This is a genomic window from Streptomyces ovatisporus (assembly GCF_042653885.1).
GTDB lineage: Bacteria > Actinomycetota > Actinomycetes > Streptomycetales > Streptomycetaceae > Streptomyces > Streptomyces ovatisporus.
The window spans coordinates 230,947-255,614 of the sequence record NZ_JBHSFH010000015.1 but is presented as its reverse complement, the minus strand read 5'-3'; the positions used below and the strand labels follow the sequence as shown (position 1 = coordinate 255,614).

The 24,668-nt window shown below is 71.8% G+C and carries 18 protein-coding genes; 7 read left to right on the top strand and 11 right to left on the bottom strand.

Going from position 1 to position 24,668, the window contains the following annotated elements:
- Nucleotides 1-84 precede the first annotated feature (84 nt).
- The 4 genes from trpB (at nucleotide 85) to lgt (ending at nucleotide 4,391) form a co-directional block, all read left to right on the top strand.
- A complete protein-coding gene (gene trpB / locus ACFPA8_RS25155) occupies nucleotides 85-1,320 on the top strand; it encodes a tryptophan synthase subunit beta (RefSeq protein WP_386452112.1) in 1,236 nt (411 codons plus the stop codon).
- A gap of 74 nt (nucleotides 1,321-1,394) precedes the next feature.
- Nucleotides 1,395-2,204: a tryptophan synthase subunit alpha gene (gene trpA / locus ACFPA8_RS25150; protein ID WP_386452358.1), complete on the top strand. Its 810-nt coding sequence runs from the start codon at nucleotides 1,395-1,397 to the stop codon at nucleotides 2,202-2,204.
- A gap of 205 nt (nucleotides 2,205-2,409) precedes the next feature.
- Nucleotides 2,410-3,153: a DsbA family protein gene (locus ACFPA8_RS25145; RefSeq protein ID WP_386452110.1), complete on the top strand. Its 744-nt coding sequence runs from the start codon at nucleotides 2,410-2,412 to the stop codon at nucleotides 3,151-3,153.
- Between the two features lie 203 nt (nucleotides 3,154-3,356).
- Nucleotides 3,357-4,391 carry a prolipoprotein diacylglyceryl transferase gene (gene lgt, locus ACFPA8_RS25140; protein WP_386452108.1) on the top strand — a complete coding sequence of 345 codons (1,035 nt, stop codon included), beginning with the start codon at nucleotides 3,357-3,359 and terminating at the stop codon, nucleotides 4,389-4,391.
- A 39-nt stretch (nucleotides 4,392-4,430) separates the two neighbouring features.
- Here the strand turns inward: lgt and ACFPA8_RS25135 are convergent, their stop codons facing one another.
- The 11 genes from ACFPA8_RS25135 to ACFPA8_RS25085 form a co-directional block, all read right to left on the bottom strand.
- Nucleotides 4,431-5,354: an HpcH/HpaI aldolase/citrate lyase family protein gene (locus ACFPA8_RS25135; RefSeq protein ID WP_386452106.1), complete on the bottom strand. Its 924-nt coding sequence runs from the start codon at nucleotides 5,352-5,354 to the stop codon at nucleotides 4,431-4,433.
- On the bottom strand, nucleotides 5,351-6,646 hold the full coding sequence (locus ACFPA8_RS25130; protein ID WP_386452104.1) for a CaiB/BaiF CoA transferase family protein: 1,296 nt from the start codon (nucleotides 6,644-6,646) through the stop codon (nucleotides 5,351-5,353). The genes ACFPA8_RS25135 and ACFPA8_RS25130 overlap by 4 nt, the downstream gene beginning before the upstream one ends.
- Entirely contained in the window at nucleotides 6,646-7,581 is a 936-nt protein-coding gene (gene rbsK, locus ACFPA8_RS25125; protein ID WP_386452103.1) for a ribokinase, read from the bottom strand. The genes ACFPA8_RS25130 and rbsK overlap by 1 nt, the downstream gene beginning before the upstream one ends.
- Nucleotides 7,578-9,167, bottom strand: coding sequence for an ADP-ribosylglycohydrolase family protein (locus tag ACFPA8_RS25120; protein ID WP_386452101.1), 1,590 nt, complete (start codon nucleotides 9,165-9,167; stop codon nucleotides 7,578-7,580). Before ACFPA8_RS25120 ends, rbsK begins: the two co-directional genes overlap by 4 nt.
- Nucleotides 9,167-10,309, bottom strand: a complete 1,143-nt coding sequence (locus ACFPA8_RS25115) for an ADP-ribosylglycohydrolase family protein (protein WP_386452099.1) — start codon at nucleotides 10,307-10,309, stop codon at nucleotides 9,167-9,169. Before ACFPA8_RS25115 ends, ACFPA8_RS25120 begins: the two co-directional genes overlap by 1 nt.
- Nucleotides 10,306-11,610, bottom strand: coding sequence for an ADP-ribosylglycohydrolase family protein (locus ACFPA8_RS25110; RefSeq protein ID WP_386452097.1), 1,305 nt, complete (start codon nucleotides 11,608-11,610; stop codon nucleotides 10,306-10,308). Before ACFPA8_RS25110 ends, ACFPA8_RS25115 begins: the two co-directional genes overlap by 4 nt.
- Nucleotides 11,607-12,587 carry an ADP-ribosylglycohydrolase family protein gene (locus tag ACFPA8_RS25105; protein WP_386452095.1) on the bottom strand — a complete coding sequence of 327 codons (981 nt, stop codon included), beginning with the start codon at nucleotides 12,585-12,587 and terminating at the stop codon, nucleotides 11,607-11,609. The genes ACFPA8_RS25110 and ACFPA8_RS25105 overlap by 4 nt, the downstream gene beginning before the upstream one ends.
- Before the next feature lie 166 nt (nucleotides 12,588-12,753).
- Nucleotides 12,754-14,052: an ABC transporter substrate-binding protein gene (locus tag ACFPA8_RS25100; protein WP_386452094.1), complete on the bottom strand. Its 1,299-nt coding sequence runs from the start codon at nucleotides 14,050-14,052 to the stop codon at nucleotides 12,754-12,756.
- Nucleotides 14,052-14,891 carry a carbohydrate ABC transporter permease gene (locus ACFPA8_RS25095; RefSeq protein ID WP_386452092.1) on the bottom strand — a complete coding sequence of 280 codons (840 nt, stop codon included), beginning with the start codon at nucleotides 14,889-14,891 and terminating at the stop codon, nucleotides 14,052-14,054. Before ACFPA8_RS25095 ends, ACFPA8_RS25100 begins: the two co-directional genes overlap by 1 nt.
- Nucleotides 14,888-15,844, bottom strand: coding sequence for a carbohydrate ABC transporter permease (locus tag ACFPA8_RS25090; protein ID WP_386452090.1), 957 nt, complete (start codon nucleotides 15,842-15,844; stop codon nucleotides 14,888-14,890). Before ACFPA8_RS25090 ends, ACFPA8_RS25095 begins: the two co-directional genes overlap by 4 nt.
- Nucleotides 15,841-16,884: a LacI family DNA-binding transcriptional regulator gene (locus ACFPA8_RS25085; RefSeq protein WP_386452088.1), complete on the bottom strand. Its 1,044-nt coding sequence runs from the start codon at nucleotides 16,882-16,884 to the stop codon at nucleotides 15,841-15,843. The genes ACFPA8_RS25090 and ACFPA8_RS25085 overlap by 4 nt, the downstream gene beginning before the upstream one ends.
- Before the next feature lie 364 nt (nucleotides 16,885-17,248).
- Here ACFPA8_RS25085 and ACFPA8_RS25080 point away from each other — a divergent pair, with 364 nt between their 5' ends.
- The 3 genes from ACFPA8_RS25080 (at nucleotide 17,249) to ACFPA8_RS25070 (ending at nucleotide 24,482) form a co-directional block, all read left to right on the top strand.
- Entirely contained in the window at nucleotides 17,249-18,025 is a 777-nt protein-coding gene (locus ACFPA8_RS25080; RefSeq protein ID WP_386452087.1) for a VIT1/CCC1 transporter family protein, read from the top strand.
- A 378-nt stretch (nucleotides 18,026-18,403) separates the two neighbouring features.
- Nucleotides 18,404-23,011 (top strand): glutamate synthase large subunit, encoded by a 4,608-nt coding sequence (gene gltB, locus ACFPA8_RS25075; RefSeq protein WP_386452086.1) that lies wholly within the window; start codon nucleotides 18,404-18,406, stop codon nucleotides 23,009-23,011.
- Nucleotides 23,004-24,482: a glutamate synthase subunit beta gene (locus ACFPA8_RS25070; RefSeq protein ID WP_386452084.1), complete on the top strand. Its 1,479-nt coding sequence runs from the start codon at nucleotides 23,004-23,006 to the stop codon at nucleotides 24,480-24,482. The genes gltB and ACFPA8_RS25070 overlap by 8 nt, the downstream gene beginning before the upstream one ends.
- Nucleotides 24,483-24,668: the final 186 nt, after the last annotated feature.

Sequence of the window (24,668 nt, the reverse complement as noted above, 5' to 3'; positions counted from 1 at the left end):
CGCGGTCCCGCACCCCGCGTGCGGGGCCGGCCCGCCCCTTTTTCTGCGAGTTTCCTGCGAATTTTCTGCGAGGAGTGACGTCGGATGTCCGACTACTTCATCCCCGACCCCGAGGGCAGGGTCCCCGACGCCCAGGGCTACTTCGGTGCCTTCGGCGGCAAATTCATCCCGGAGGCGCTCGTCGCCGCCGTGGACGAGGTGGCCGTCGAGTACGACAAGGCGAAGGACGACCCGGCCTTCACCGCCGAACTGGAGGACCTGCTGGTCCACTACACGGGCAGGCCCAGCCCGTTGACCGAGGTGCCGCGTTTCGCCCAGCAGGCGGGTGGCGCGCGGATCTTCCTCAAGCGTGAGGACCTCAACCACACCGGATCACACAAGATCAACAACGTGCTGGGGCAGGCCCTGCTGACCAAGCGCATGGGCAAGACCCGGGTCATCGCCGAGACCGGCGCGGGTCAGCACGGGGTGGCGACCGCGACGGCCTGCGCGCTCTTCGGTCTCGAATGCACCATCTACATGGGCGAGATCGACACGCAGCGGCAGGCCCTGAACGTGGCACGCATGCGCATCCTCGGCGCCGAAGTCGTCCCCGTCACCTCCGGGAGCCGGACGCTGAAGGACGCCATCAACGAGGCGTTCCGCGACTGGGTCGCCAACGTGGACCGTACGCACTACCTGTTCGGCACGGTCGCCGGGCCGCACCCCTTCCCGCGTCTGGTCCGCGACTTCCACCGCGTGATCGGCGTCGAGGCCCGCCGTCAGATCGTCGAGCGTGCGGGACGGCTGCCGGACGCCGTGGCCGCGTGCGTCGGCGGCGGCTCCAACGCCATCGGGCTCTTCCACGCGTTCCTGCCGGACGAGGACGTACGGATCGTCGGCCTCGAGGCCGCGGGACACGGCGTCGAGTCGGGCGAGCACGCGGCGACGCTCTCCGTGGGCGAGCCGGGCATCCTGCACGGTTCGCGCAGTTTCGTGCTGCAGGACGACGAGGGGCAGATCACCGAGCCGTACTCGATCTCGGCAGGGCTGGACTATCCGGGGATCGGGCCCGAACACGCGTACCTCAAGGAGTCCGGGCGCGGCGAATACCGTGCCGTGACCGACGACCAGGCCATGCGGGCGCTCCGGCTGCTGTGCGAGACGGAGGGCATCATCCCGGCCATCGAGAGCGCGCACGCGCTGGCCGGCGCGCTGGATCTCGGTGCCGAACTCGGCCCCGACGGGCTGATCCTGGTGAATCTCTCCGGCCGGGGTGACAAGGACATGGACAGCGCGGCTCGTTACTTCGGGCTCTACGACGAGGGGGCGGACAAGTGAGCGGACAGCCGAGCGGTACCGGCGGCGGCACGGGCACCACCGTCGGAACCGGCACCACCGCCGGAACCGGCAATATCGAGCTGCTGAACTCCGCGCTGGCGCAAGCCCGTTCGGAGAACCGTGCAGCGCTGGTGGGCTACCTGCCCGCCGGCTTCCCCACCGTCGACGGCGGTGTGCGGGCCTGCGTCACGCTCCTGGAGAGCGGCTGCGACGTGGTCGAGGTCGGGCTGCCGCACAGCGACCCCGTCCTGGACGGTCCGGTCATCCAGACCGCGGACGACATCGCACTGCGCGGTGGAGTGCGGATCGCCGACGTCGTACGCACGGTGCGCGAGGCGCATGCCGCGACGGGCAAGCCGGTGCTGTGCATGACGTACTGGAATCCGGTGGACCGCTACGGCGTGGAGCGCTTCGCCGCCGAGCTGGCGGAGGCCGGGGGAGCGGGCTGCATCCTTCCCGACCTGCCGGTGGAGGAGTCGGCCGGGTGGCGCCGGGCGGCCCGACAGCACGGCCTGGCAACGGTGTTCGTGGTCGCGCCGAGCAGCAAGGACGAACGTCTGGCGAAGATCACGGCGGCGGGCAGCGGCTTCGTCTACGCGGCCTCGCTGATGGGGGTCACCGGCACGCGGGAGTCCGTCGGCAGGGAAGCCCAGGACCTGGTGACACGGACCAAGGCGACGACGGAGCTGCCGGTCTGTGTCGGCCTCGGTGTCTCCAACGCCCAACAGGCCGAGGAGGTCGCGGAGTTCGCCGACGGTGTCATCGTCGGCTCGGCGTTCGTCAAGCTGCTGCTGGCACACCCGGACGATCTGGAGGCGGGGCTGGCGGGCGTGAAGGCGTTGGCCGGTGAACTCGCCGAGGGCGTACGGCGCCGCCGCAGGTGACCGGCCGGCCCGGCCTGCCGGGCACCGGCTCCGCCTGAAGCGGGCCCGCCGACGGCGGGGCACGCCAGGGCACTCCGGACGGAGGGCGGGACGGCAGCGTTCGACTGCCGTCCCGCCCTGCTGTTCAGGGACACTCGCTCTTTCGGGCGAACCGGGGCACAAGCACGCACGCACTCCGCCCCTCCGTTCGTTGGCCCACGGTGTGATGAGCCAGAAGAACCCATCGGGTCATGAGGAAAAGCGCACCGCCACGAAGCGGCTGCGGGAACAGCGCGAGCGGGAGCGTGCGGCCGAGAAGCGCGGCCGGAACCTCAAGGTGGCGGGCATCGTCGTCGCGCTGCTCGCCGTGGCGGGCGGTGTGGGCGCCATGGTCGCGCAGCAGAGCGGCGGTGACGGCGGCACCGACGCCAAACCGATCGCTGTGGGCAAGCCGGACGCACCCGCGAAGCTCACCGTCTACGAGGACTTCCGCTGCCCTGCGTGCGGCCAGTTCGAGAAGCAGTTCCGCAGGACGATCCACGGCCTCGAGAAACAGGGCAAGCTCCGGGCGGAGTACCACCTCGTGACGATCATCGACGACAACATGGGCGGCACAGGCTCCAGCACGGCCGCGAACGCAGCGGTCTGCGCCAAGGACGAGGGGAGGTTCCGCCAGTACCACGACGTGCTGTTCAAGTACCAGCCCGAGGAGCAGGACGACGCCTTCGCCGACGAGAAGACGCTGGTGAAGCTCGCCGGCAAGGTCGACGGTCTGGACACCCCGCGATTCCGTGACTGCGTGACGGACCGCGCGCACGACGGCTGGGTGAAGAAGACCTCCGCGGCGTTCAAGAAGTCCGGATACCAGGCGACGCCCACGGTGCTGCTCGACGGCGAGAACGTCTACGGCGACCAGTCGGAGCCGCTCACCCCGCAGAGCCTGGAGCGCAAGGTCGAGGAGAAGAGCTGACGGCCGCAGGTCAGCCCGGCCAGGCACCGTCCCGGCCGGGCGGCGGCCGGTGCCCGCCCCGCACCCCCGTGGTCTGAGACAACGGTCACACCGTGGGCGCCGTGCGGCCCTTGAGCGCCGCTTGCACGGGGTGGCCGTTATCGAGCTGTTGCACAGAGTGCATTGCCGATGATGACGCCCGGCAAGGTAGCGTCGGGACCGCCATGGAGACCCTTGCATTCATCCCCAGTCCTTCGGCCGGCGAGATCCACCTCGGCCCGGTCCCGCTGCGCGGCTACGCCTTCTGCATCATCCTCGGCGTCTTCGTCGCGGTGTGGCTCGGCAGCCGCCGCTGGACCGCTCGCGGCGGCCGCGCCGGCACGGTCGCCGACATCGCTGTGTGGGCTGTGCCGTTCGGCCTGGCCGGCGGCCGTCTTTACCACGTCATCACCGACTACCAGCTCTACTTCGGTGAAGGCCGGAACTGGGTCGACGCCTTCAAGATCTGGGACGGCGGACTCGGGATCTGGGGAGCCGTGGCCCTCGGCGCCCTGGGCGCCTGGATCGGCTGCCGCAGGCGCGGCATCCCGCTCCCCGCGTACGCGGACGCGGTCGCACCCGGCGTCGCGCTCGCACAGGCCATCGGCCGCTGGGGCAACTGGTTCAACCAGGAGCTGTACGGGCGGGCGACCGACCTGCCCTGGGCGGTCGAGATCGACGCCCAGCACCGCCCGGTGGACACCCCCAGCCTTGCGACGTACCACCCGACGTTCCTCTACGAGTCCCTGTGGTGCGTGGGCGTCGCCGTCCTCGTGATCTGGGCCGACCGCCGGTTCAAGCTGGGGCACGGCCGGGTCTTCTGGCTGTACGTCGCCGCGTACACCGTCGGACGCTTCTGGATCGAGTACATGCGCGTCGACGACGCGCACCACCTGGCCGGCATGCGGCTGAACAACTGGACGTCGATCCTCGTCTTCCTCGGTGCCGTCGCGGCCATCGTGATCTCCGCACGGAGGACCCCGGGCCGGGAGGAGATCGTCGAGCCCGCCGCTGAGGGCGACGGTTCCGCCGCCTCCGGCGGTGACGGTGCCGGAGCGAAGACACCGGACACACCGGACGCGCAGGACGCGCAGGAGACGCCCTCGACGAGCTCCTCCGGAGAAGCGCAGGCGTCCTCAGGTGCGGACGGGGACGCGGAGGACGAGGGACAGTCGCCACCGGTGACGACGTCCGAGAAGAAGTCCGCCGGCACCTCCTGACGCCCGCCCGTCCGGGTCGGCCCGAGTGCCGGCCCGGCTTCAGGGGCGGTGGCGCCGTCGCGCCAGGGCCAGCGTCCGCTGCGCGCCCGCCACGACAGCCGCGTCGACGAACCGTCCGTCCGGCAGCGCGAGCGCTCCCGCATCCGTGGCCGCCGCCTTCATGATCTCCTCGGCGGCCTCGGTCTCCTGCCTGGTCGGCAGATAGGCCCGCTCGATGATCTCCAGCTGCGCGGGATGGATGGCGGTCCGTCCGAGGAAGCCCAGGCTGCGCCCCTGCGCACAGGATCGGGCGAGCCCGGCGGTGTCCGCGACGTCCGGATAGACCGACTGCGGTGGCGGCGCCAGTCCGGCTGCCCGCGCCGCCACCACGGCGCGGCTGCGGGGCCAGGCCAGCCCGTCCTCGCCGGTCACACCCAGCACGGCACGAAGGTCGCTCTCGCCGAGGGCGATGCCGCGCACGGCCGGGTGCGCGGTCGCGATGGCGTAGGCGTGCTCGATGCCGAGGGCGGATTCGAGCAGCGGATACAGGCCGGGAACGGAGCCGCCGCCGGTGCGTGACGTCCCGGACGCGCGTGCTCTGCGGGCCTGCTGGGCGACCGCCACGACGTCCGCCACGCTGTCGACCTTGGGCAGCCGCAGCCCGGCCAGCCCCGGCAGGGCGGCCAGCCGGCGCACCTCGGCCGCGGCGAGCGGGCCGGTGAGGGAGTTGACCCGCACATGCACCGGTACGGGTCCCGGGCGCGGGGTGCTGAGCAGTTCGGCGGTGGCGTCGAGGGCGTACGCCTTCCGCTCGGGGGCGACCGCGTCCTCCAGGTCGATCAGCACCACGTCCGCGCCGGAGACGAGCGCCTTGGCGACGACGTCCGGGCGGTCGCCCGGTACGTAGAGCCAGGTGAGCGGAAGGGGCTCGGGACCGTCGGACGCCCAGGCGCCCGGCCCTCCGGTGGTCCGGGTGGCGTTCACAACGCGCCCCCGTCCCGCAGCTCCGCGATCTCCCGGTCGTTGAGGCCGAGTTCGGTCAGGACGTCTTCGGTGTCGCAGCCGTGCGGCCGTCCGGCCCACTTGACGGCCCCGGGCGTCTCGGAGAGCCGGAAGAGGACGTTCTGCATGCGGATCTTCCCCAGTTCGTCGTCCTCGACCTCGGTGATCGAGCCGAGAGCCCGGTACTGCTCGTCCTCCATCACGTCGCGGATGTCGTTGACGGGGGCGACCGCCGCCTCGGCCTGTTCGAACGCGGCGACGACCTCGTCCTGCCCGTGCCGGGCGATCCAGCCGCCCACGGCCTCGTCCAGTTCGTCGGCGTGTGCGGCACGGCCCGCGCCCGTCGCGAACCAGGGCTCGTCGATGTACTCGGGGTGCCCGACGAGCCGCATGACGCGCTCCGCCACGGACTGGGCGGAGGTGGAGACGGCGAGCCACCTGCCGTCGGCCGTCCGGTAGGTGTTGCGCGGCGCGTTGTTGGCTGACCGGTTGCCGGTGCGGGGCTGGACGTGGCCGAGCTGGTCGTACCAGATGGGCTGCGGACCGAGCACCGTCAGCATGGGTTCGATGATCGCCATGTCGATCACCTGGCCCCGGCCCGTACGGTCCCGGCTGCGGAGCGCCGCCATCACGGCGTACGCGGTGGAGAGCGCGGCGATGGAGTCGGCGAGCCCGAAGGGCGGCAGCGTCGGCGGCCCGTCGGCCTCCCCCGTGATCGCGGCGAAGCCGCTCATCGCCTCGGCGAGGGTGCCGAAGCCGGGGCGCCGCGCGTACGGTCCGAACTGGCCGAAGCCGGTCACTCTGGCCAGCACCAGGCGGGGGTTGGCGGCTGAGAGACGATCCCAGCCGAGGTCCCACTTCTCCAGGGTTCCGGGGCGGAAGTTCTCGATGATCACGTCGGATTCGGCTGCCAGCCGCAGCAGCACGTCCCGGCCGCCCGGCGTGGACAGGTCGAGCGTCAGGTTGCGCTTGTTGCGGCCCAGCAGCTTCCACCACAGGCCGACGCCGTCCTTCGCGGGGCCGTGCCCCCGGGAGGGATCGGGCTTCCGCGGATGCTCGACCTTGATCACATCCGCGCCGAAGTCGCCGAGCACGGTGGCCGCGAGCGGGCCCGCGAAGAGCGTGGCGAGGTCGAGAACGCGGAGTCCGCCGAGAGCGGGGCAGGGGGCGGAGCCCGGCTCCGAAGTCCCGTACCCGGGGGCGGAGTCGCGGCGGGCGTCCTCGGGGGCCGGGCTCTCGGGGCCGGGGGGTCCGTGGGTGAGGGAGTCGTTCATCAGGGCGTCCGGCTTTCCGATAGCTGGGCTGCGAGGGAGTCGGTCTCGTGGCGGTGCGGCATGGACGCCGAAGCGCCCGGACGCTGTACGGACAGGGCAGCCGCTGCCGAGGCCCACCTCAGGGCGTCGGGCATGGCGCGTCCCTCGCCCTGGGCGACGGCCAGCGCGCCCACGAAGGTGTCGCCCGCCGCCGTGGTGTCCAGCGCCTCCACGGCCGGTGCGGGCACGTGTACCGGGGCGGCGTCCCGTGCCGCGTACAGGGCGCCCCGGGAGCCGAGGGTGACGACGACCTCCGGGACGTGGGAGAGCAGCGCGCTCGCGGCGTCGTACGGGTCGGCCTTGCCGGTGAGCACTTCGGCTTCGTGCTCGTTGGGCACCAACAGGTCGGTGACGGCGAGGAGTTCGCCGGGCAGCGGCTGCGCCGGGGCCGGGGTGAGCACCACACGCACGCCGTGCTCGTGGGCGGTCCGTGCTCCCGCGAGCACGCCCGGCAGCGGGATCTCCAGCTGGAGCAGCAGTACGCCGGCGGAGGCGATGCGCGCTGCGTCGCCCTCGGCGAGTGCACTGACGCTGCCGTTGGCGCCGGGCACGACGACGATGGCGTTGCCGCCTTCGTCGTCGACGACGATGTGCGCCGTGCCGCTCTCCCCGCGGACGGTCCGCAGGCCGTCGGTCCTCACTCCCGCGTCGTCCAGTGCCGCGCGCAGCCGGACGCCGAAGTCGTCCTCGCCGACGGCACCGAGCATCGTCACGTCCGCACCCGAACGGGCCGCGGCGACAGCCTGGTTGGCGCCCTTTCCGCCGGGGACCGTGCGGAAGGCGTGGCCGGTGACGGTCTCGCCGCGGCGCGGGGCGGTGGCGACGTAGGCGACGAGGTCCATGTTGGTGCTGCCCAGTACCGCGATGGCCGGACGTGCTGGAGTCGTTGGAGTCACGGTGCTGAAGTCTCCTGTCGGTCGGGGGCTGCCGGCGGGTTCTCGGGTGCGGGGGACGGGCCCGGGGGTGCGGCTGCGGCCGGGTCCCTGTAGGGGCTCCGGACCAGGCCGGCGGTGAGCCGGGCGAGGGTGTCGAAGCCGACGCCGTCGAAGGTGCCGACGGTCGTGGACAGCCGGTTCTTCAGCGGCTCGGTCCAGCGGGCGGGCAGCGCGCCGGGCGAGCCGGCGAGCAGGCCGGCGATGGAGCCGGCCGTCGCACCGTTGGAGTCGGTGTCCCAACCGCCGCTGACCGCACGGCAGATGGAGCCCGTGAAGTCGCCGTCGGCGTGGGTGAGGGCGGCGGCCAGCAGTGCCGCGTTGGGCAGTACGTGCACCCAGTGGTGGTGGCCGTAGACCTCGTGGAGACGGTCGACGACGGTCTCGAAACCGGCGGCGGTGCCGGAGGGTTCGGCCAGAGCCGTCTCGATCCCGAAGGTGACGGCGCGGGCCAGGCGCGAGTGTTCCGGCACGACGCGCAGCCCGGTGCGCAGGCAGCCGAGCACGTCGGGGGTGCCGCCTGCCGCCGCGGCGACGGTCGCGGCGACGAACACCGCTCCGTACACGCCGTTGGCCGTGTGGCTCAACGTGGCGTCACGCCAAGCCTGTTCGGCCGCTCTCGCGGGGTCGCCCGGGTTCGTCCAGCCGAATACGTCGGCGCGGATCTGCGCACCGATCCACTCCCGGAACGGGTTGTGCCTCGTCGCGGTGTGCGGGGGCTCCAGGCCGTCGAGGAGATTGCGGTACGCCACACGCTCGGCGGTGAACGTACGGCCCGCGGGCAGCTCGTCCAGCCAGAGCTTCGCGACGTCGGCCGTCGTGAAGTCGTGGCCGTGACGCTGCAGCAGAAGCAGTCCCAGCAGCGGGTAGTTGAGGTCGTCGTCCTCGGGCATGCCGTCGATGTTCTCGGCCAGCGAGGTGGGGCCGCTGCGGCGGTTCCAGGGCCAGCGCGCGGAGACCTCGGCGGGGAGACCCTCCTGGGTGAACCAGTCGTCGAGGGGCCAGTTGCCCGTCGCGCGGGCGAGTTCACGGACGCCGGCGAGCGGCAGCTTCTCGACGGGCTTGCCCAGCAGGCAGCCGGCGGCACGGCCGAGCCAGCCGGCTTCGAGACGGTGCAGCAGGCCCTCGCCGGTCCCGGGCCGGTCCGCGCCGATGCCGTTCGCGTCGGCCCCGTACGCATCGGTCCCGTCGCAGGCAGGCGTCTCTCCGCCCGGCACGGGGTGAGCGGGCCAGGACGGGCAGGCGGCCCGCACACCGGCCAGGCTGCCCGGCTCCTTCGCCGCCGACGGCGAAGGGAGCAGCGCGAGTTCGTCCAGGAGTTGCAGGGCGAGCGTACGGAGCTGCCCGTCCGGCGGGGCTTCGGAGGCACCGGCCCGCTCAGGCGCGGGGGAGCCGCCCGCTGCGAGCCACGTCCGCTCGACGGCGGCTGTCTCGCGGCCGTCCTCGGCCGCCTGCCGCAGCTCGTGACCGAGGAGGTCCTCGGGCTGCACCCAGGTCAGCCGCAGCGGAGCACCGTGAGCCGCTGCGGACGGGGAGCCGGAGCCGGACATCACGCCTCCGCGACCGCGGCGAACGCGGCCTCGTGGGCGCGTCGCCGCTCCCGGTCGCGGGCGAAGACCTCGCGGGTCACCTCGGAGAGGGAAGCGGCGGGCGCGTGCAGATCGAGTCTGCTGGCGCGGGCGACCTCTTCGCTCCACTCGCCGGGCACGGCCGCGTCGCCGTACAGGGCGCCGACGATCGCGCCGCTCATCGTGGCGATGGAGTCGCAGTCGCGGCCGTAGTTGACCGAACCCAGGACCGTATGACGGAAGTCGCCGTCGCCGACGAGCAACATCCCCAGTGCGACGGGCAGTTCCTCGATGGAGTGCAGCCGGGAGGGGCGGCGCGCGCCGAGCGAGGGTCTGCGGTATTCCGGGCCGACGGTGTCGAAGGGTGCGACCGCCTCCCGCAGCGGTTTCAGCGCGCTCTCGAAGTCGCTGTGCTGAGCGGCGACTTCGCACACGGCCTCGATGGCGTCGCGGGTGCCGTCCTTCGCCAGGGCCAGCGCCGCGTCGACGACGGAGCGTACGGTCGCGTCCGGCACGCAGGCCGCGGCGACGGCTGCGGCGAAGACCCCGGCGGCCTCCCGCCCGTACGAGGACTGGTGCGCGCCCGCCACGTCCAGTGCCTCGGCGTAAGCACCGGCGGGATTACCGGCGTTGACCGCACCCACCGGCGCCATGTACATCGTGGCCCCGCAGTTGACGATGTTCCCGACGCCTGCCTCGCGCGGGTCGACGTGACCGTAGTGCAGCCGTGCGACGATCCACTTCTCGGCGAGGAAGATGCGCTGCAACGGCAGGGCCTCCGCCTCCAGTTCGGGGATCCAGCGAGGGTTGGAGATCAGGTCGGGCACCAGGTGGTCGGCGACGGCGTAGGCGTCGAGGTGGTCGCGCACCTTCTCGTAGACCCGCACCAGGGCGTGCGTCATGAGGGTGTCGTCGGTGACGTGTCCGTCGCCCTTGTGGTACGGGGCGATGGGACGCGCGTGGCGCCAGTCCTCGTGGAAGGGGCCCACGATCCCCTGCACGCGGCCGCCGTGCCTCTCCACGATCTGCTCCGGCGTCCAGCCCTCCACGGGGCCTCCGAGTGCGTCGCCGACCGCGGCTCCGACCAGGCAGCCGGTGATGCGGGCATCGAGCGTGGGCGTCATGTGTGACTCACTCCTTGACCGAAGGTGCCTTCGGGCGTGGTCAGTTCGGTACCGGCCAGGGCTTCCGCGAGTTCGACGAGATCGGTCCCGGCGAAGTGCGGCAGCGCGCAGCCGGACAGGGTCCGGCAGGCGGAACGCCAGCTGCCGGGGATGCCGGCGCCGCCGGTGAGCGCGCCCGTCAGCGCGCCGGCGAGGGCGGGCGCGGAGTCGGCGACCCGGGAGAGACAGGCAGCGGCGGGCACCGCCTCCGCGATGGAGCCGCCGCCCGCGACGGCGACGGCGAGGGCGACGGGGACGGTCTCGGCTGCCGCGATGCCGTAGCTGTAGATGTGGTCGACGATCTCGTGTTCGAGAACCGGCACGAGTGCGAAGGCGTTGCCCGGTGCGGCGGGGCGTTCGGCGACCGCGTTCCGCGCGAGGCGTACGGCGTGCCGCGCGTTGCGGCGGATCTCTGTCCCCGAGGGGAGCTGCGAGAGCGCCGAGGCCACGCAGGCGTCGATGTCCGCGCCGCCCAGCGCCGCGGCGACGGCGGCGGCCATGGCGCGGGCGCCGTGCACACCGTCGCCGTCCTGCGTGTAGCGGGCGTCGCACTCTGCGAGCTCCGCTGCGGCGGCCGGGTTGCCCGGATGGACGGCTGCCAGGACGGACGCGCGGACGCAGGCCGCGTCGTCGAAGAAATGCGGGTTGTCGTGGCCGGTCGCCGGCGGCCGCAGGCCCGTGGCGAGGTTGCCGAGCCCCGCGCGTACGGAGATGCGGGCGCGCAGCGGAAGCACCGCCGACTCCACTTCGGGGGCGCGCACGGCCGCGGCGGCGACCTCGCTCGCCAGCTCGGTCCAGGCCAGGTCGATGGCCGCGCGCATCCGGCGGTCCCGGCCGAGGTCGCTGAGCAGCGCACCCGCGGCGGTGAGTACCGAGTGGGCTGTGAAGGCGGCCCATTCGGCGTCGTCGGAGGGGCCCAGACGCAGCGGTTCGGGCGGCTGGTTGAGCGCGATGGGCACCGGCAGTGTGGTGGTGGCGTTGTGTTCGGCGAAGGTGTCGAGCTCCCGCGTCAGCCGCCGCGTCCACTCCGGCATGCGGGACGCGCGGTGCCGGGCGGCGGGCCAGCCCGCGGCGTCTCCGGCGGCGATGCCCAGCAGCAGGCCCTCGATGCGGCGCGGGTCGCGGCTGTCTCCGCCGTCCGCTCCGGCGGCTGCGGACGGGGCCGTGCATGTGCCGGCAGTGCGGTCGGCAGTGCGGTCGGCAGCGCGGTCTGCGGGGCCGGCCGGGCCGTCCACGGTCTCCGTGACGTCCGTCCTGCTCATGAGCCTGCCTCTGCGCGGTCCCCGTCGCCGGACGGCGTGAGCAGCTCGGCGACGTCCACCACGTGGTAGCCCGCCATCGAGGGCAGGCAGCTGCCCCGTGCCGGTCCGATGGCCGCCGACCACTCCCGCGGTACGGCGCCGGCACCGCCGAGCGCTCCGGCGAGCGCGCCCGCCACGGCTGCCGTCGTGTCGGCGTCGCGTCCCATGTTGACGGCGGTCAGAACGGACTCCCTGAAGTCGCCCCGGGCGACGGCGAACGCGCCGAACGCCAGCCCCACGGCCTCCGGTGCGAGGTCCATCCACGGGTAGCCGCCGATGACGACCGCCGAACGGACCGCCCGTTCCCGTTCGAGCCGTGAGGCGCTGCCGTCGAGACGGGCACGCAGGGCCGTGGAGACGGCGCGCCGCAGTGAACGTGCCGTCCAGGAGTCCTCGGGGACGACGGACAGCGCGGCTGCGATCACCGCGTCGGTGCTCCGCCCGACCATCGCCGCCGCGACGCCTGCCGCGACGGCCTGGCCTCCGTAGATGCCCTCGCCTTCATGGCTGACGGTGCCGTCGAGGGCCACGAGCCGTGCCGCCTCGGCGGGGCGCCCCGCGGCGAAGATGCCGAACGGTGCCGCACGCATGGCCAGCCCGTCGCTCCACGCGTGCCTGTGCTGGGCGGAGATGGGGGCGGCGAGGCCGCGGCGGAGGTTCTCCAGCGTGCCGCGTTCGCTGAACCCGGCGCCGCGGAAGGGACCTTCGTCGAGGTTGGCGATCAGCCTGTGCCAGGCGTCCTCGACGTGGGCGAGGGTCAGGTCCGAGCCGTGCTCGGCGAGCAACAGGCCCGAGAAGATGGCGTATTCGGTGTCGTCGGTGCCCGCCGGGTCCTCCTCGACGAACCCTTCGATGCGTCCCCAGCGCTGCCTGATCTGAGAGGGCTTCATGTTCTCGGCGGGCGCGCCCAGCGCGTCGCCGACCGCGAGCCCGAGCATCCCTCCCCTCGCCCGCTCGCGCAGTGCCCCGCCCGCGGGCGGGGCCGCTCGGGGGACGGTGCGGAGCCGGGGACGGAGGGAGGGGCGGGGGAGAGGGGAAGGGTCCGGGGGTGAGGCGGACAGTGCGCTCATGGTGCGTGCCGTTCTGTGCTGTCGTGCTGGTCGCTCAGCGCTGGTAGCGGGCGAGGATGCGGTTTCCGTCCTCCACGAGCTTTTCGCGGAGGGCGCTGAGGCTGATGCTGCCGCCGTAGTACTCCTGCAGGGCGGGGGTGGCGACCTTGTCCTTCCACTCGGGGTAACCGCGCACGCCGAGGACGGGGGAGGCCCGCAGGTCGGAGGCGATGCGCAGGCCGGTGCTCCAGCCGTGCTCGTCGGTGTTCAGCGCGGGTTCGCGCAGTGCTTCGCGGCCCGTGGGCACCAGCCAGTCGCCCTCGGCGAGACGGGCCATGTGACGGGGCCGGGTCATGAAGGCGATGAACGCCACGGCTGTCTTCTTGCGCTCGGTGTCCTGCGAGACGGACAGGGTCTGGGGAGAGACACCCTGGAGTTGTCCCCCGCCCGCGGCGCCGCTTCCGGCGGGCATGGGCAGCGTCACCCATTCGAATCCGTCGGGGGCCTGCTGCTGCACCTGCTGCCGGAAGGAGAAGTTCAGCGGGACGATCGCGTACCGGCCGGCGAAGAAGCCGGGCAGGGTGTCGGAACCGGCCATCCCCAGAGTGCTCCGGGAGGCCGTGCGGTCCTTGTGCACCTGCCGGTGGATCAGCTCGACGACGTGCGAGTCGGCCCGGTCGAAGCGGATGACGTTCTTGCCGTTCGCGCGGTGGAAGACGGCGCCGCCGGTGGTCATGGCGAGGTTCACCGACTGATTGACCGGTTCCTTCATCGACCAGGCCACACCGTGGGTACGCCCGCGGGTCAGCTCCTTGGCCACGTCCTCGAACTCCGCCCAGCTCCAGGGGCGTTGCGTCGTCGGCATACGTACGCCGGACTTCTCCAGCAGCTCACGGTTGGCGATCAGCACTCGCGGTTCCTGCAGGAACGGCACCCCGTAGACACCGCCGGCGAAGCTCGCCATGTCCCAACTGGCTTCCGGTATCTGCTTCTCGAGCTCGGCGGGCAGCAGGTCGCTCAGATCGGCCAGGTAGCCGCCGTGTGCGAAGTCGGTGAGGTCGTTGGCCTCGTCGTGGATGATGTCGGGCGCCTCACCGCCCTCGAAGGACGTCAGGAGCTGGTCGTGGACGTTGTCCCACGAGCCCTGGACGTAACGCACTTGCGCCGAGGGCGGGTTGGCCTTGTTCCACTCGGCGACGAGCGCCTTGTTGACCTCGATGGACTCCTTCTGCCAGGCCAGGCTCAGGTACTGAAGCGGTCCGGAGTCGTCGCCGGAGCCGCTGCCGCAGCCGCCCAGCACTGCGGCGGCGCCGGCGGCCGCGGCGGTCGTGGTGAGGAAGTCGCGCCTGCGCATCAGCCCTTCACCGCCCCGCTCATGATGCCGCTGACCAGGCGCCGTTGGAGCAGGGCGAAGAAGAGGAGGCTGGGGAGCGTCGCCATGACGGCTGCGGCCGCGAGCGGCCCCAGGTCCGCGGCGCCCTCCGCGCCGATGAAGTGGGTCAGGATCACGGACATCGTCTGCTTCTCCGGGGACTTGAGGAGGACCAGGGCGAAGAAGAACTCGTTCCAGGCGGTGACGAAGGAGAACATCACCGTGGCGACCAGACCCGGCGTGAGAAGCGGGAGGACCACGTTGATCAGGGTCCTGAAGCGGCCGCAGCCGTCGATGGCCGCGGCCTCCTCCAGCGAGGCGGGTACGGCCCGTACGTAGCCCTGGAGCATCCACAGCGCGAAGGGCAGGTTCCACACGACGTACACGAGGACGAGCCCGGTGAGGGAGTTGATGAGGTGGAGGCCCTTCAGCACCATGAACAGCGGGATGATGACCAGCACGAAGGGGAACATCTGGCTGACCAGGATCCAGCCCGTCGCCGCCTTCGAGACGGGTGAGCGGTACCGGACCATCGCGTACGCCGCGGGCACCGCGATCGCGACCGACACCGCCGCCGCACAGCCCGCCACGATCAGGCTGTTGAGCGCGGAGCGCGCGAGCGGCTGCTGTCCGAACGCGGCGGTGAAGCTGTCCGGGGACGGATGCCGCGGCAGCCACGACGGGTCCACCGACCCCAGTTCCTGCGGGGACTTCAGGGCGGTGGAGAGCAGCCAGAAGAGCGGGAAGGCCAGGAAGACCAGATAGCAGCCCAGAGCCAGGTACTGGCCGGTGCGCGCCAGGGCCCCTCGTGTCGGGTTCACTGGTCGTCCCCCTTCAGACGGTTGCGCAGGAAGACCGTCAGCAGCACGGCGATGACGGCGACCATCACCAGACCCATGGCGGCGGCGTAGCCGAACTGCCCGTAACGGAAAGCCTCTTCGTAGGCGAAGAGCATCGGCAGCCGGGTCGCGCCGCCCGGCCCTCCGCCGGTCAGCACGTACACCAGGCCGAAGGAGTTGAAGTTCCAGATGAAGTTGAGCGCGGTGATGGAGAGCACGACGGGCTTGAGCGCCGGCCACGTCACCGTGCGGAAGCGCCGCCACACTCCGGCCCCGTCGAGGGCCGCCGCCTCGTGCAGCTCGTGCGGCACGTTCTGGAGCCCGGCGAGCAGCACCACCGTCGTCTGCGGCATCCCCGCCCACACGCCCACCACGATCACCGCGGGCAGCGCCAGGGAGATCCCCGCGAGCCAGTCGACGTTCTGGGAGATCAGATGCAGGTCGCTGAGAGTGGCGTTCAGGATGCCCGCGTCCTGGTGGTAGACCAGCCGCCACATGATGCCGATGACGACCTCGGGCATCGCCCACGGGACGAGCGCGAGGGTACGGGCCAGCCACCGGAACCGGAGGTTCTGGTTGAGCAGCACGGCCAGGCCGAGCGCGAGCACGAACTGCAGGGCGGTCACGCACACCGCCCACACCAGGCCGATCTTGAAGGAACTCCAGAAGAGCGAGTCGAACCGGAGGTCGGCGAGGTTGTCGGCGCCGATGAACTTGGTGACCTCCGTACGTCCCGACTGCGCGTCGGTGAAGGCCAGGGACAGCCCGTACAGGAGCGGTCCCGCGCTCAGCAGCAGGATCGGCAGGAGCGCCGGCAGCAGGAGGAACCACGCGTCCCGGTCCAGGCCGAGCGCCTGCTTGCGGGCCGCCGCAGACCTGGGAGGCGCGGTGCCGCGGCTGGGCGACTCCGTCGTGCCGGGGGCGGTGACGCTCATCGGGTCACCTCGGCGGGGTGGGAGGAGGCGCGTACGACGAGGCGGGGGGTGACGGTCCGTACGCGCGCCGGTGCCCGCGACGCGGAGCCCGCGGACTCCTCCGATATCCGCTCCAGCAGCATCTGCGCCGCCATCCGCCCGCGTTCGGCGGAGCCGAGGTCCACACTGCTCAGCGGTGGCCAGCCGGCCCGTACCAGCGCCGTGTCGTCCATGCCGACCACGGCCACGTCCCCGGGTATCCGCAGCTCGCGGCTGTGCAGGGCCTGCGCCGCGCCGAGCGCGAGCTGGTCGTTGGCGCAGAAGACGGCGTCGATGCCGGGGACGGCGTCCAGCAGCCGGTGCGCGGCGGCCGAGCCCGCGTCGACGGTGAAGTCCGTCGTCTCCACCAGCGCGGGGTCGGCGGGCAGGCCGCACTCGGCGAGGGCCTGGTGGTAGCCACGCTGCCGGTTGCGGCCCGGAACGGTGTCGGCGGGGCCGTTGACGAAGGCGATGCGGCGGCGCCCCGTCTCCACGAGGTGACGTACGGCCAGTCCGGCACCGGTGACGGAGTCGGCACGGACGCTGTCGACCGGGACGTCCCCGGGGAGGGAGCCGATGACGACGACGGGCCTGGCCGCCGTGCGCAGCGCCTCGATGTGCTCGGGGGTGATGCGGATGGGGCAGAGGATCAGGCCGTCGCTCGTACGGTCCGCCAGGCTGTGCAGCACGGCCAGTTCGTCCTCGACGACGGCGTCAGTCGAATGCAGGAGCAGACGGTAACCGGCTTGCTTCGCGATCGTCTGGATCTGCCTGACCATCGCGACGTACACGGGGTTGCCGATGTCCTGCATGGCGAAGGTCAGCTGCATCGACCGGCCGCCCTTGAGCGAGCGGGCCACGGCGTTGGGCACGTAACCCACCTCGGCGGCCGCCCGCTCCACCTTGCGGACGGTGTCCGGCCGTCCGCCGTGGCCGTTCAGCACGCGTGAGACCGAGGCTATGGAGACGCCGGCGCGCTCGGCGATCGTCTCGACGGTGGGTGGCCCGCCTGTCGTCACCACGAGATCCGCCCTCCGCAGGCCGGGCCGGCGCCCGGAACTGGAAACGTTTACAGACCGCGCCCCGGCCGTCCCGGGCGGGAGAGCGATGTGAGTGACAGGAATGTTGCGCGCGGCTGTTCGCGCCGTCAATGGCATGAGACCTGGATCTCACAGTTGATTCACATCCGGCGGTGGTGGATCCGGGGGTGCCGGGCCGGTCGGTCACGCGGGGCCGGTGTGCCTTCGCGCAGTACGGCCGCCCAGCTCTCGCCAGGTAAGTTCGGCCTTCCTGGCTGGCGGCCGCGGCCGGACCGCGCATACCTTCGAAGACCTGGAGGGTGGCGCCGGCTGTCGGCTCCGCCGCTGCGCGGGAAGCGATACGGATATGGCGGTCATGGAGCAGGAGTCAGCGCCGGGGGCCGAGGGGCGGGGCGGACGCCTGCGCCGCAGTGATCACGCGAAGCACAGCGACCGCGTGAACCACACGCACCGGGACGTGAGCGGGGGCTGGCTGCGTCCGACGGTCTTCGGCGCCATGGACGGGCTGGTCTCCAACCTCGGCCTGGTCGCAGGCGTGGCCGGCAGCTCGGCCTCCTCGCAGACCATCGTCGTCTCCGGGCTGGCGGGCCTCGTGGCCGGGGCCTTCTCGATGGCCGCGGGCGAGTACACCTCCGTCGCCTCGCAGCGTGAACTCGTCCAGGCGGAACTGGAGGTGGAGCGGGGTGAGCTGCGGCTCCACCCCGAGGACGAGCTGAGGGAGCTCGCGGACGTGTACGAGTCGCGCGGCGTGGAGCCCCGGCTGGCCATGGAGGTGGCCCGGCAGCTCCACCGGGACCCGGACCAGGCCCTGGAGACGCATGCCCGTGAGGAGCTGGGCGTCGACCCCGCCGGTCTCCCGTCGCCCATGGTCGCGGCCGTCTCCTCCTTCCTCTCCTTCTCGGTCGGGGCGATCCTGCCCGTCCTGCCCTACCTGGCGGGCGCCACGTCGCTCTGGTACGCCGTGGTGCTGGCGCTCGCGGGGCTCTTCGCCTGCGGTGCGATCGTGGCGAGGGTGACAGCGCGGCCGTGGTGGTTCAGCGGGCTGCGGCAGCTGGCCCTCGGAGCCGCCGCGGCCGCGGTGACTTACGGCCTGGGTGTGGCTTTCGGGACGGCTGTGGGGTGACCATGGCGAGGGAGGCTCGGCTCCCGAGCGGAGCCCTCTCATCCGACCTTCTTGTTACCAGGCGGTTTCGATCCGCCGGGGTTCGGGCAGAAGCGAGAAGCCCGCGGGCAACGAAGCTCGCACCGGGCACGAGCACGACGTCCCTGCGCAGGGGCCACCCACGCCCCCGTCGCAGGTCCTGGGGACCGGCCTGCCGTATATCGCCATGTGGTCACCCGGTCCACACTTCGAGATGGTCCGCTCTTTTTTCAGGGTGTGGTCCATCATGTAACCTTCACGGAAATTTGCTCTGCAGAGGGCCAACGTCGTCCCTCGGCACCCGCTCCCGCCCGGCTCCGTCCGGCGGAGCCACAGGCCACGACGACGACGGGAGAGCCGATGCGTGCAGCGTTTCAGGCGGCCCACCCTGCCAAGCAGGGGATGTACGACCCCCGGCACGAGCACGACGCCTGCGGTGTCGGCTTCGTGGCGACGCTCACCGGGGCACCCAGCCATGACCTGGTCGAACAGGGGCTGACCGTACTGCGCAACCTGGAGCACCGCGGCGCCACCGGTTCCGACCCCGACACCGGCGACGGCGCCGGTCTGCTGGTCCAGGTCCCCGACGCCTTCCTGCGGGAGACCGCCGGCTTCACCCTGCCCGAGGCGGGCGGCTACGCCGTGGGCATCGCCTTCCTGCCCGGCGACGAGTCCGAGGCCGCCACCGCCGTCTCGCAGATCGAGACGCTGGCGTCCGAGGAGGGACTCCAGGTGCTCGGCTGGCGTGAGGTCCCGGTCGCCCCCGGCCTTCTCGGCCCGGGAGCCCGCTCGACGATGCCCGTGTTCCGCCAGCTGTTCGTGAAGGACGCCTCGGAGGGCGGCCGAGCCCGTACCGGCATCGCTCTGGACCGGCTGGCCTTCGTGCTGCGCAAGCGTGCGGAGCGCGAGGCCGGGGTCTACTTCCCCTCGCTCTCCTCCCGCACCCTCGTCTACAAGGGCATGCTGACCACGGGGCAGCTGGAACCTTTCTTCCCGGACCTGTCCGACCGGCGCTTCGCCAGCGCCATCGCCCTGGTGCACTCTCGCTTCTCCACCAACACCTTCCCGAGCTGGCCGCTGGCGCACCCGTACCGCTTCGTCGCGCACAACGGCGAGATCAACACGGTGCAGGGGAACCGCAACTGGATGCGGGCACGGGAATCGCAGCTGAAGTCGGACCTGTTCGGTGCGGGCCCGGACGGCAGGACGGCCCTGGAGCGGATCTTCCCCCTGAACACCCCCGGCGCCTCCGACTCCGCCACCTTCGACGAGGTGCTGGAGCTGCTGCACCTGGGCGGACGCTCCCTGCCGCACTCGGTGCTGATGATGGTGCCCGAGGCGTGGGAGAGCCCCGAGTCCAAGGAGGCCATGAACCCCGCCCGCCGGGCGTTCTACCAGTACCACTCCACGATGATGGAGCCCTGGGACGGTCCTGCCTGCGTCACTTTCACCGACGGGACCCAGGTCGGCGCCGTCCTCGACCGGAACGGGCTGCGTCCGGGCCGCTACTGGGTCACCGACGACGGCCTCGTCGTGCTCGGCTCCGAGGTCGGCGTCCTGGACATCGACCCCGCCCGGATCGTGCGCAAGGGACGGCTCCAGCCCGGCCGGATGTTCCTCGTGGACACCTCCGAGCACCGCATCATCGAGGACGACGAGATCAAGGAGCAGCTCGCCTCCGAGCAGCCGTACCAGGAGTGGCTGGAGGCCGGTCTGATCGACCTCGCCGACCTGCCCGAGCGCGAGCACATCGTGCACACGCACGCATCCGTCACCCGCCGCCAGCAGACCTTCGGCTACACCGAGGAGGAACTGCGCGTCCTGCTCGCGCCGATGGCCAAGAGCGCCGCGGAGCCGATCGGTTCGATGGGTACGGACTCCCCGATCGCCGCGCTCTCCGACCGGCCCCGGCTGATCTTCGACTACTTCACCCAGCTCTTCGCGCAGGTCACCAACCCGCCGCTGGACGCCATCCGCGAGGAACTGGTCACCTCCCTGCACTCGTCGCTCGGCCCGCAGGGCAACCTGCTGGACCCGACGGCGGCGTCCTGCCGCAGCGTCACCCTGCCCTTCCCGGTGATCGACAACGACGAGCTGGCCAAGCTCATCCACATCAACGCCGACGGCGACCTGCCCGGCTTCAAGTCCACGACGCTGTCCGGGCTCTACCGCGTCCACGACGGCGGCAGGGGCCTCGCCGACCGGCTCAAGGAGATCTGCGCCGAGGCGGACGCGGCGATCGAGGCCGGCGCACGCCTGATCGTCCTCTCCGACCGGCACTCCGACGCCGAGCACGCGCCCATCCCGTCGCTGCTGCTGACCTCCGCGGTGCACCACCACCTCATCCGCACCAAGCAGCGGACCCAGGTGGGCCTGCTGATCGAGGCGGGCGACGTACGCGAGGTGCACCACGTCGCGCTGCTCATCGGCTACGGCGCCGCGGCCGTCAACCCGTACCTCGCCATGGAGACCGTCGAGGACCTGGTGCGGGCGGGCACCTTCCTGCCCGGAGACATGCCGGCCGAGGACGCCATCCGCAACCTCATCAAGGCACTCGGCAAGGGTGTGCTGAAGGTGATGTCCAAGATGGGCATCTCCACCGTCGCGTCGTACCGCGGTGCGCAGGTCTTCGAAGCGGTCGGTCTGGACGAGTCGTTCGTGGACACCTACTTCCACGGGACGACCACCAAGATCGGCGGCGCGGACCTGGACGTCATCGCCAAGGAGGTCGCCGCCCGGCACGCCAAGGCCTACCCGGCCACCGGCATCGCCCCGGCGCACCGTGCCCTAGACATCGGCGGCGAGTACCAGTGGCGCCGCGAAGGGGAGCCGCACCTGTTCGACCCGGACACGGTCTTCAGGCTCCAGCACTCCACGCGTGCCCGCCGCTACGACATCTTCAAGCAGTACACGCAGCGCGTGGACGAGCAGTCCGAGCGCCTGATGACGCTGCGCGGGCTGTTCCGGCTGAAGGGCGACCGTCCCTCGATCCCCATCGAGGAGGTCGAGCCCGTCAGCGAGATCGTCAAGCGCTTCTCGACCGGTGCCATGTCCTACGGCTCCATCTCGCAGGAGGCGCACGAGACGCTCGCCATCGCCATGAACCAGCTGGGCGGCAAGTCCAACACCGGCGAGGGCGGCGAGGACCCCGAGCGCCTGTACGACCCGGCGCGCCGCAGCGCGATCAAGCAGGTCGCGTCCGGGCGGTTCGGCGTCACCAGCGAGTACCTCGTCAACTCCGACGACATCCAGATCAAGATGGCGCAGGGCGCCAAGCCCGGTGAGGGCGGCCAGCTGCCCGGCCACAAGGTCTACCCGTGGGTCGCCAGGACGCGGCACTCGACGCCGGGCGTCGGCCTCATCTCGCCGCCCCCGCACCACGACATCTACTCCATCGAGGACCTCGCCCAGCTCATCCACGACCTGAAGAACGCCAACCCCCGGGCGCGTATCCACGTGAAGCTGGTCTCGGAGGTCGGCGTCGGCACGGTCGCCGCGGGAGTCTCCAAGGCACACGCCGACGTGGTGCTCATCTCCGGCCACGACGGCGGTACGGGCGCCTCGCCGCTCACCTCGCTCAAGCACGCGGGCGGCCCCTGGGAGCTGGGTCTGGCCGAGACGCAGCAGACCCTGCTGCTGAACGGGCTGCGCGACAGGATCGTCGTACAGACGGACGGGCAGCTGAAGACCGGCCGTGACGTGGTCGTCGCCGCGCTGCTCGGCGCCGAGGAGTTCGGCTTCGCGACCGCTCCGCTGGTCGTCTCCGGCTGCGTCATGATGCGCGTGTGCCACCTGGACACCTGTCCGGTCGGCATCGCCACGCAGAACCCGGTGCTGCGGGAGCGCTACAACGGCAAGGCCGAATTCGTCGTGAACTACTTCCGGTTCATCGCCGAGGAGGTCCGCGAGCTCCTGGCCGAACTGGGATTCCGCACCCTCGACGAGGCCGTCGGGCACGCCGAGCTGCTGGACGTCAGCCGTGCCGTGGACCACTGGAAGGCCCAGGGCCTGGACCTGGAGCCGCTGCTGCACGTGCCGGACCTGCCGGACGGCGCGGTGCGCCACCAGGTCGTCGAGCAGGACCACGGACTGGCCAAGGCGCTCGACAACGAGCTGATCAAGCTCGCCGCCGACGCGCTGTCCGCGGACAGCGCCACCGCGGCGCAGCCGGTGCGCGGCCGCATGACGATCCGCAACATCAACCGGACCGTGGGCACGATGCTCGGCCACGAGGTGACGAAGAAGTTCGGCGGTGCGGGGCTGCCCGACGACACCGTCGACATCACGTTCACCGGCTCCGCGGGCCAGTCCTTCGGCGCGTTCGTGCCGCGCGGCGTGACGCTGCGGCTGGAGGGCGACGCCAACGACTACGTGGGCAAGGGGCTCTCCGGCGGACGGCTGGTCGTGCGTCCGGAGAGGAGCGCCGACCACCTCGCCGAGTACTCCACGATCGCCGGCAACACCCTCGCCTACGGCGCGACCGGTGGCGAGATGTTCCTGCGCGGGCGCGTGGGTGAGCGCTTCTGCGTCCGCAACTCCGGGGCGCTGGTGGTCTCCGAGGGCGTCGGCGACCACGGCTGCGAGTACATGACGGGCGGCGCCGCGGTCGTACTCGGCGGCACAGGGCGCAACTTCGGCGCGGGCATGTCCGGCGGTGTCGCCTACGTCGTCGACCTCGACCCGGCCGATGTGAACGCGGGCCTGCGGGACGCCGTCTTCGGCCCCGAGGAGTGGGACCCCGAGGACAAGGAGTGGCTGCACGACGTGGTGCGCCGCCACCAGCAGGAGACCGGTTCCACGGTCGCCGAGGCCCTGCTGGCCGACTGGGACGCCGCGCTGACGCGTTTCAGCAAGGTCATCCCTGCCACTTACCAGGCTGTGCTCGCCGCCAAGGACGCCGCCGAGCGAGCCGGACTCAGCGAGTCCGAGACCCACGAGAAGATGATGGAGGCGGCGATCAATGGCTGACCCCAAGGGCTTCCTGAACACCGACCGTGAGGTCGCCGAGTCCCGTCCGGTCGAGGAGCGGGTGAAGGACTGGAACGAGGTCTACGTTCCGGGCTCGCTGCTGCCGATCGTCAGCAAGCAGGCCGGGCGCTGCATGGACTGCGGCATCCCCTTCTGCCACCAGGGCTGCCCGCTGGGCAACCTCATCCCCGAGTGGAACGACTACGCCTACCGCGAGGACTGGGGCGCCGCGATCGAGCGGCTGCACGCGACGAACAACTTCCCCGAGTTCACCGGGCGGCTGTGTCCCGCGCCGTGCGAGTCGGCGTGCGTGCTGGGCATCAACCAGCCGCCGGTGACCATCAAGAACGTCGAGGTCACCATCATCGACAAGGCGTGGGACAACGGGGACGTCACGCCGCAGCCCCCCGAGCGGCTCTCGGGCAAGACCGTCGCCGTCATCGGCTCCGGCCCGGCGGGACTCGCCGCGGCCCAGCAGCTGACACGCGCCGGGCACACCGCCGTCGTCTACGAGCGTGCCGACCGGCTCGGCGGGCTGCTGCGCTACGGCATCCCCGAGTTCAAGATGGAGAAGCGGCACATCAACCGGCGTATCGAGCAGATGCGCGCGGAGGGCACCAAGTTCCGTACCGAGGTGGAGATCGGCCGCGACATCGACGCGAAGAAGCTGCTCAAGCGGCACGACGCGGTCGTCATCGCCGCAGGCGCCACCACAGCCCGCGACCTCACGGTGCCCGGACGTGAACTGAACGGCGTGCACCAGGCGATGGAGTACCTGCCGCTGTCCAACAAGGTGCAGGAGGGGGACCTGACGGTCTCCCCGATCAGCGCCGAGGGCAAGCACGTCGTCGTCATCGGCGGCGGCGACACCGGCGCCGACTGCGTCGGTACCGCGCACCGGCAGGGCGCGGCGTCCGTCACCCAGCTGGAGATCATGCCGAAGCCGGGCGAGGAGCGTCCGCCTCACCAGCCGTGGCCGACCTTCCCGATGCTCTACAAGGTCACCTCCGCGCACGAGGAGGGCGGCGAGCGGGTCTACTCCGTCAACACCACCCACTTCGAGGGCTCCGCCCCCGAAGACGGGCAGGAAGTCGGCGACGTCCAGTGGCTGCACATGGTCGAGGTCGAGATGAAGGACGGCAGGCCGGAGCCGAAGCCCGGCACCGAGCGGAAGATCCCGGCCCAACTGGTCACTCTCGCAATGGGGTTCACCGGGGTCGACCGCGAGAACGGCCTCGTCGAGCAGTTCGGCGTCGAGCTGGACGAGCGCGGCAACATCGCCCGTGACGCCGACTACTCCACCAACGTCGACGGCGTGTTCGTCGCGGGCGACGCGGGCCGCGGTCAGTCCCTCATCGTCTGGGCCATCGCCGAAGGGCGCTCGGCAGCCAGGGGAGTGGACCGCTACCTGACGGGTACCAGCGCACTGCCGTCCCCCATCGCGCCGACAGACCGCGCCCTGGCGGTCTGAGCCGCACACCCACACGTCCGCGGTGCCCGCCTCGACCCCGACCGGGGGGCGGGCGCCGCGGCGCTGCGCGACGGAGCACCCGACGCCGGCGGCGGCGCGGCGGGGCGTACGGCGCGGAACAGCGGGGGGTTACGGGGCCACCCCGGGCGTCACAAGTCGGAGACATCGCCGACGTGAAAATCTCAC

Coding starts and splice junctions, on each gene's coding strand:
- ACFPA8_RS25120 (WP_386452101.1), bottom strand. CDS start 9,167: ATGTCCGGCTCCGGCTCCCCGTCCGCAGCGGCTCACGGTGCTCCGCTG.
- ACFPA8_RS25145 (WP_386452110.1), top strand. CDS start 2,410: ATGAGCCAGAAGAACCCATCGGGTCATGAGGAAAAGCGCACCGCCACG.
- trpB (WP_386452112.1), top strand. CDS start 85: ATGTCCGACTACTTCATCCCCGACCCCGAGGGCAGGGTCCCCGACGCC.
- ACFPA8_RS25070 (WP_386452084.1), top strand. CDS start 23,004: ATGGCTGACCCCAAGGGCTTCCTGAACACCGACCGTGAGGTCGCCGAG.
- ACFPA8_RS25080 (WP_386452087.1), top strand. CDS start 17,249: ATGGCGGTCATGGAGCAGGAGTCAGCGCCGGGGGCCGAGGGGCGGGGC.
- ACFPA8_RS25090 (WP_386452090.1), bottom strand. CDS start 15,844: ATGAGCGTCACCGCCCCCGGCACGACGGAGTCGCCCAGCCGCGGCACC.
- ACFPA8_RS25105 (WP_386452095.1), bottom strand. CDS start 12,587: ATGCTCGGGCTCGCGGTCGGCGACGCGCTGGGCGCGCCCGCCGAGAAC.
- gltB (WP_386452086.1), top strand. CDS start 18,404: ATGCGTGCAGCGTTTCAGGCGGCCCACCCTGCCAAGCAGGGGATGTAC.
- ACFPA8_RS25130 (WP_386452104.1), bottom strand. CDS start 6,646: ATGAACGACTCCCTCACCCACGGACCCCCCGGCCCCGAGAGCCCGGCC.
- ACFPA8_RS25110 (WP_386452097.1), bottom strand. CDS start 11,610: ATGAGCAGGACGGACGTCACGGAGACCGTGGACGGCCCGGCCGGCCCC.
- ACFPA8_RS25100 (WP_386452094.1), bottom strand. CDS start 14,052: ATGCGCAGGCGCGACTTCCTCACCACGACCGCCGCGGCCGCCGGCGCC.
- lgt (WP_386452108.1), top strand. CDS start 3,357: ATGGAGACCCTTGCATTCATCCCCAGTCCTTCGGCCGGCGAGATCCAC.
- ACFPA8_RS25115 (WP_386452099.1), bottom strand. CDS start 10,309: ATGACGCCCACGCTCGATGCCCGCATCACCGGCTGCCTGGTCGGAGCC.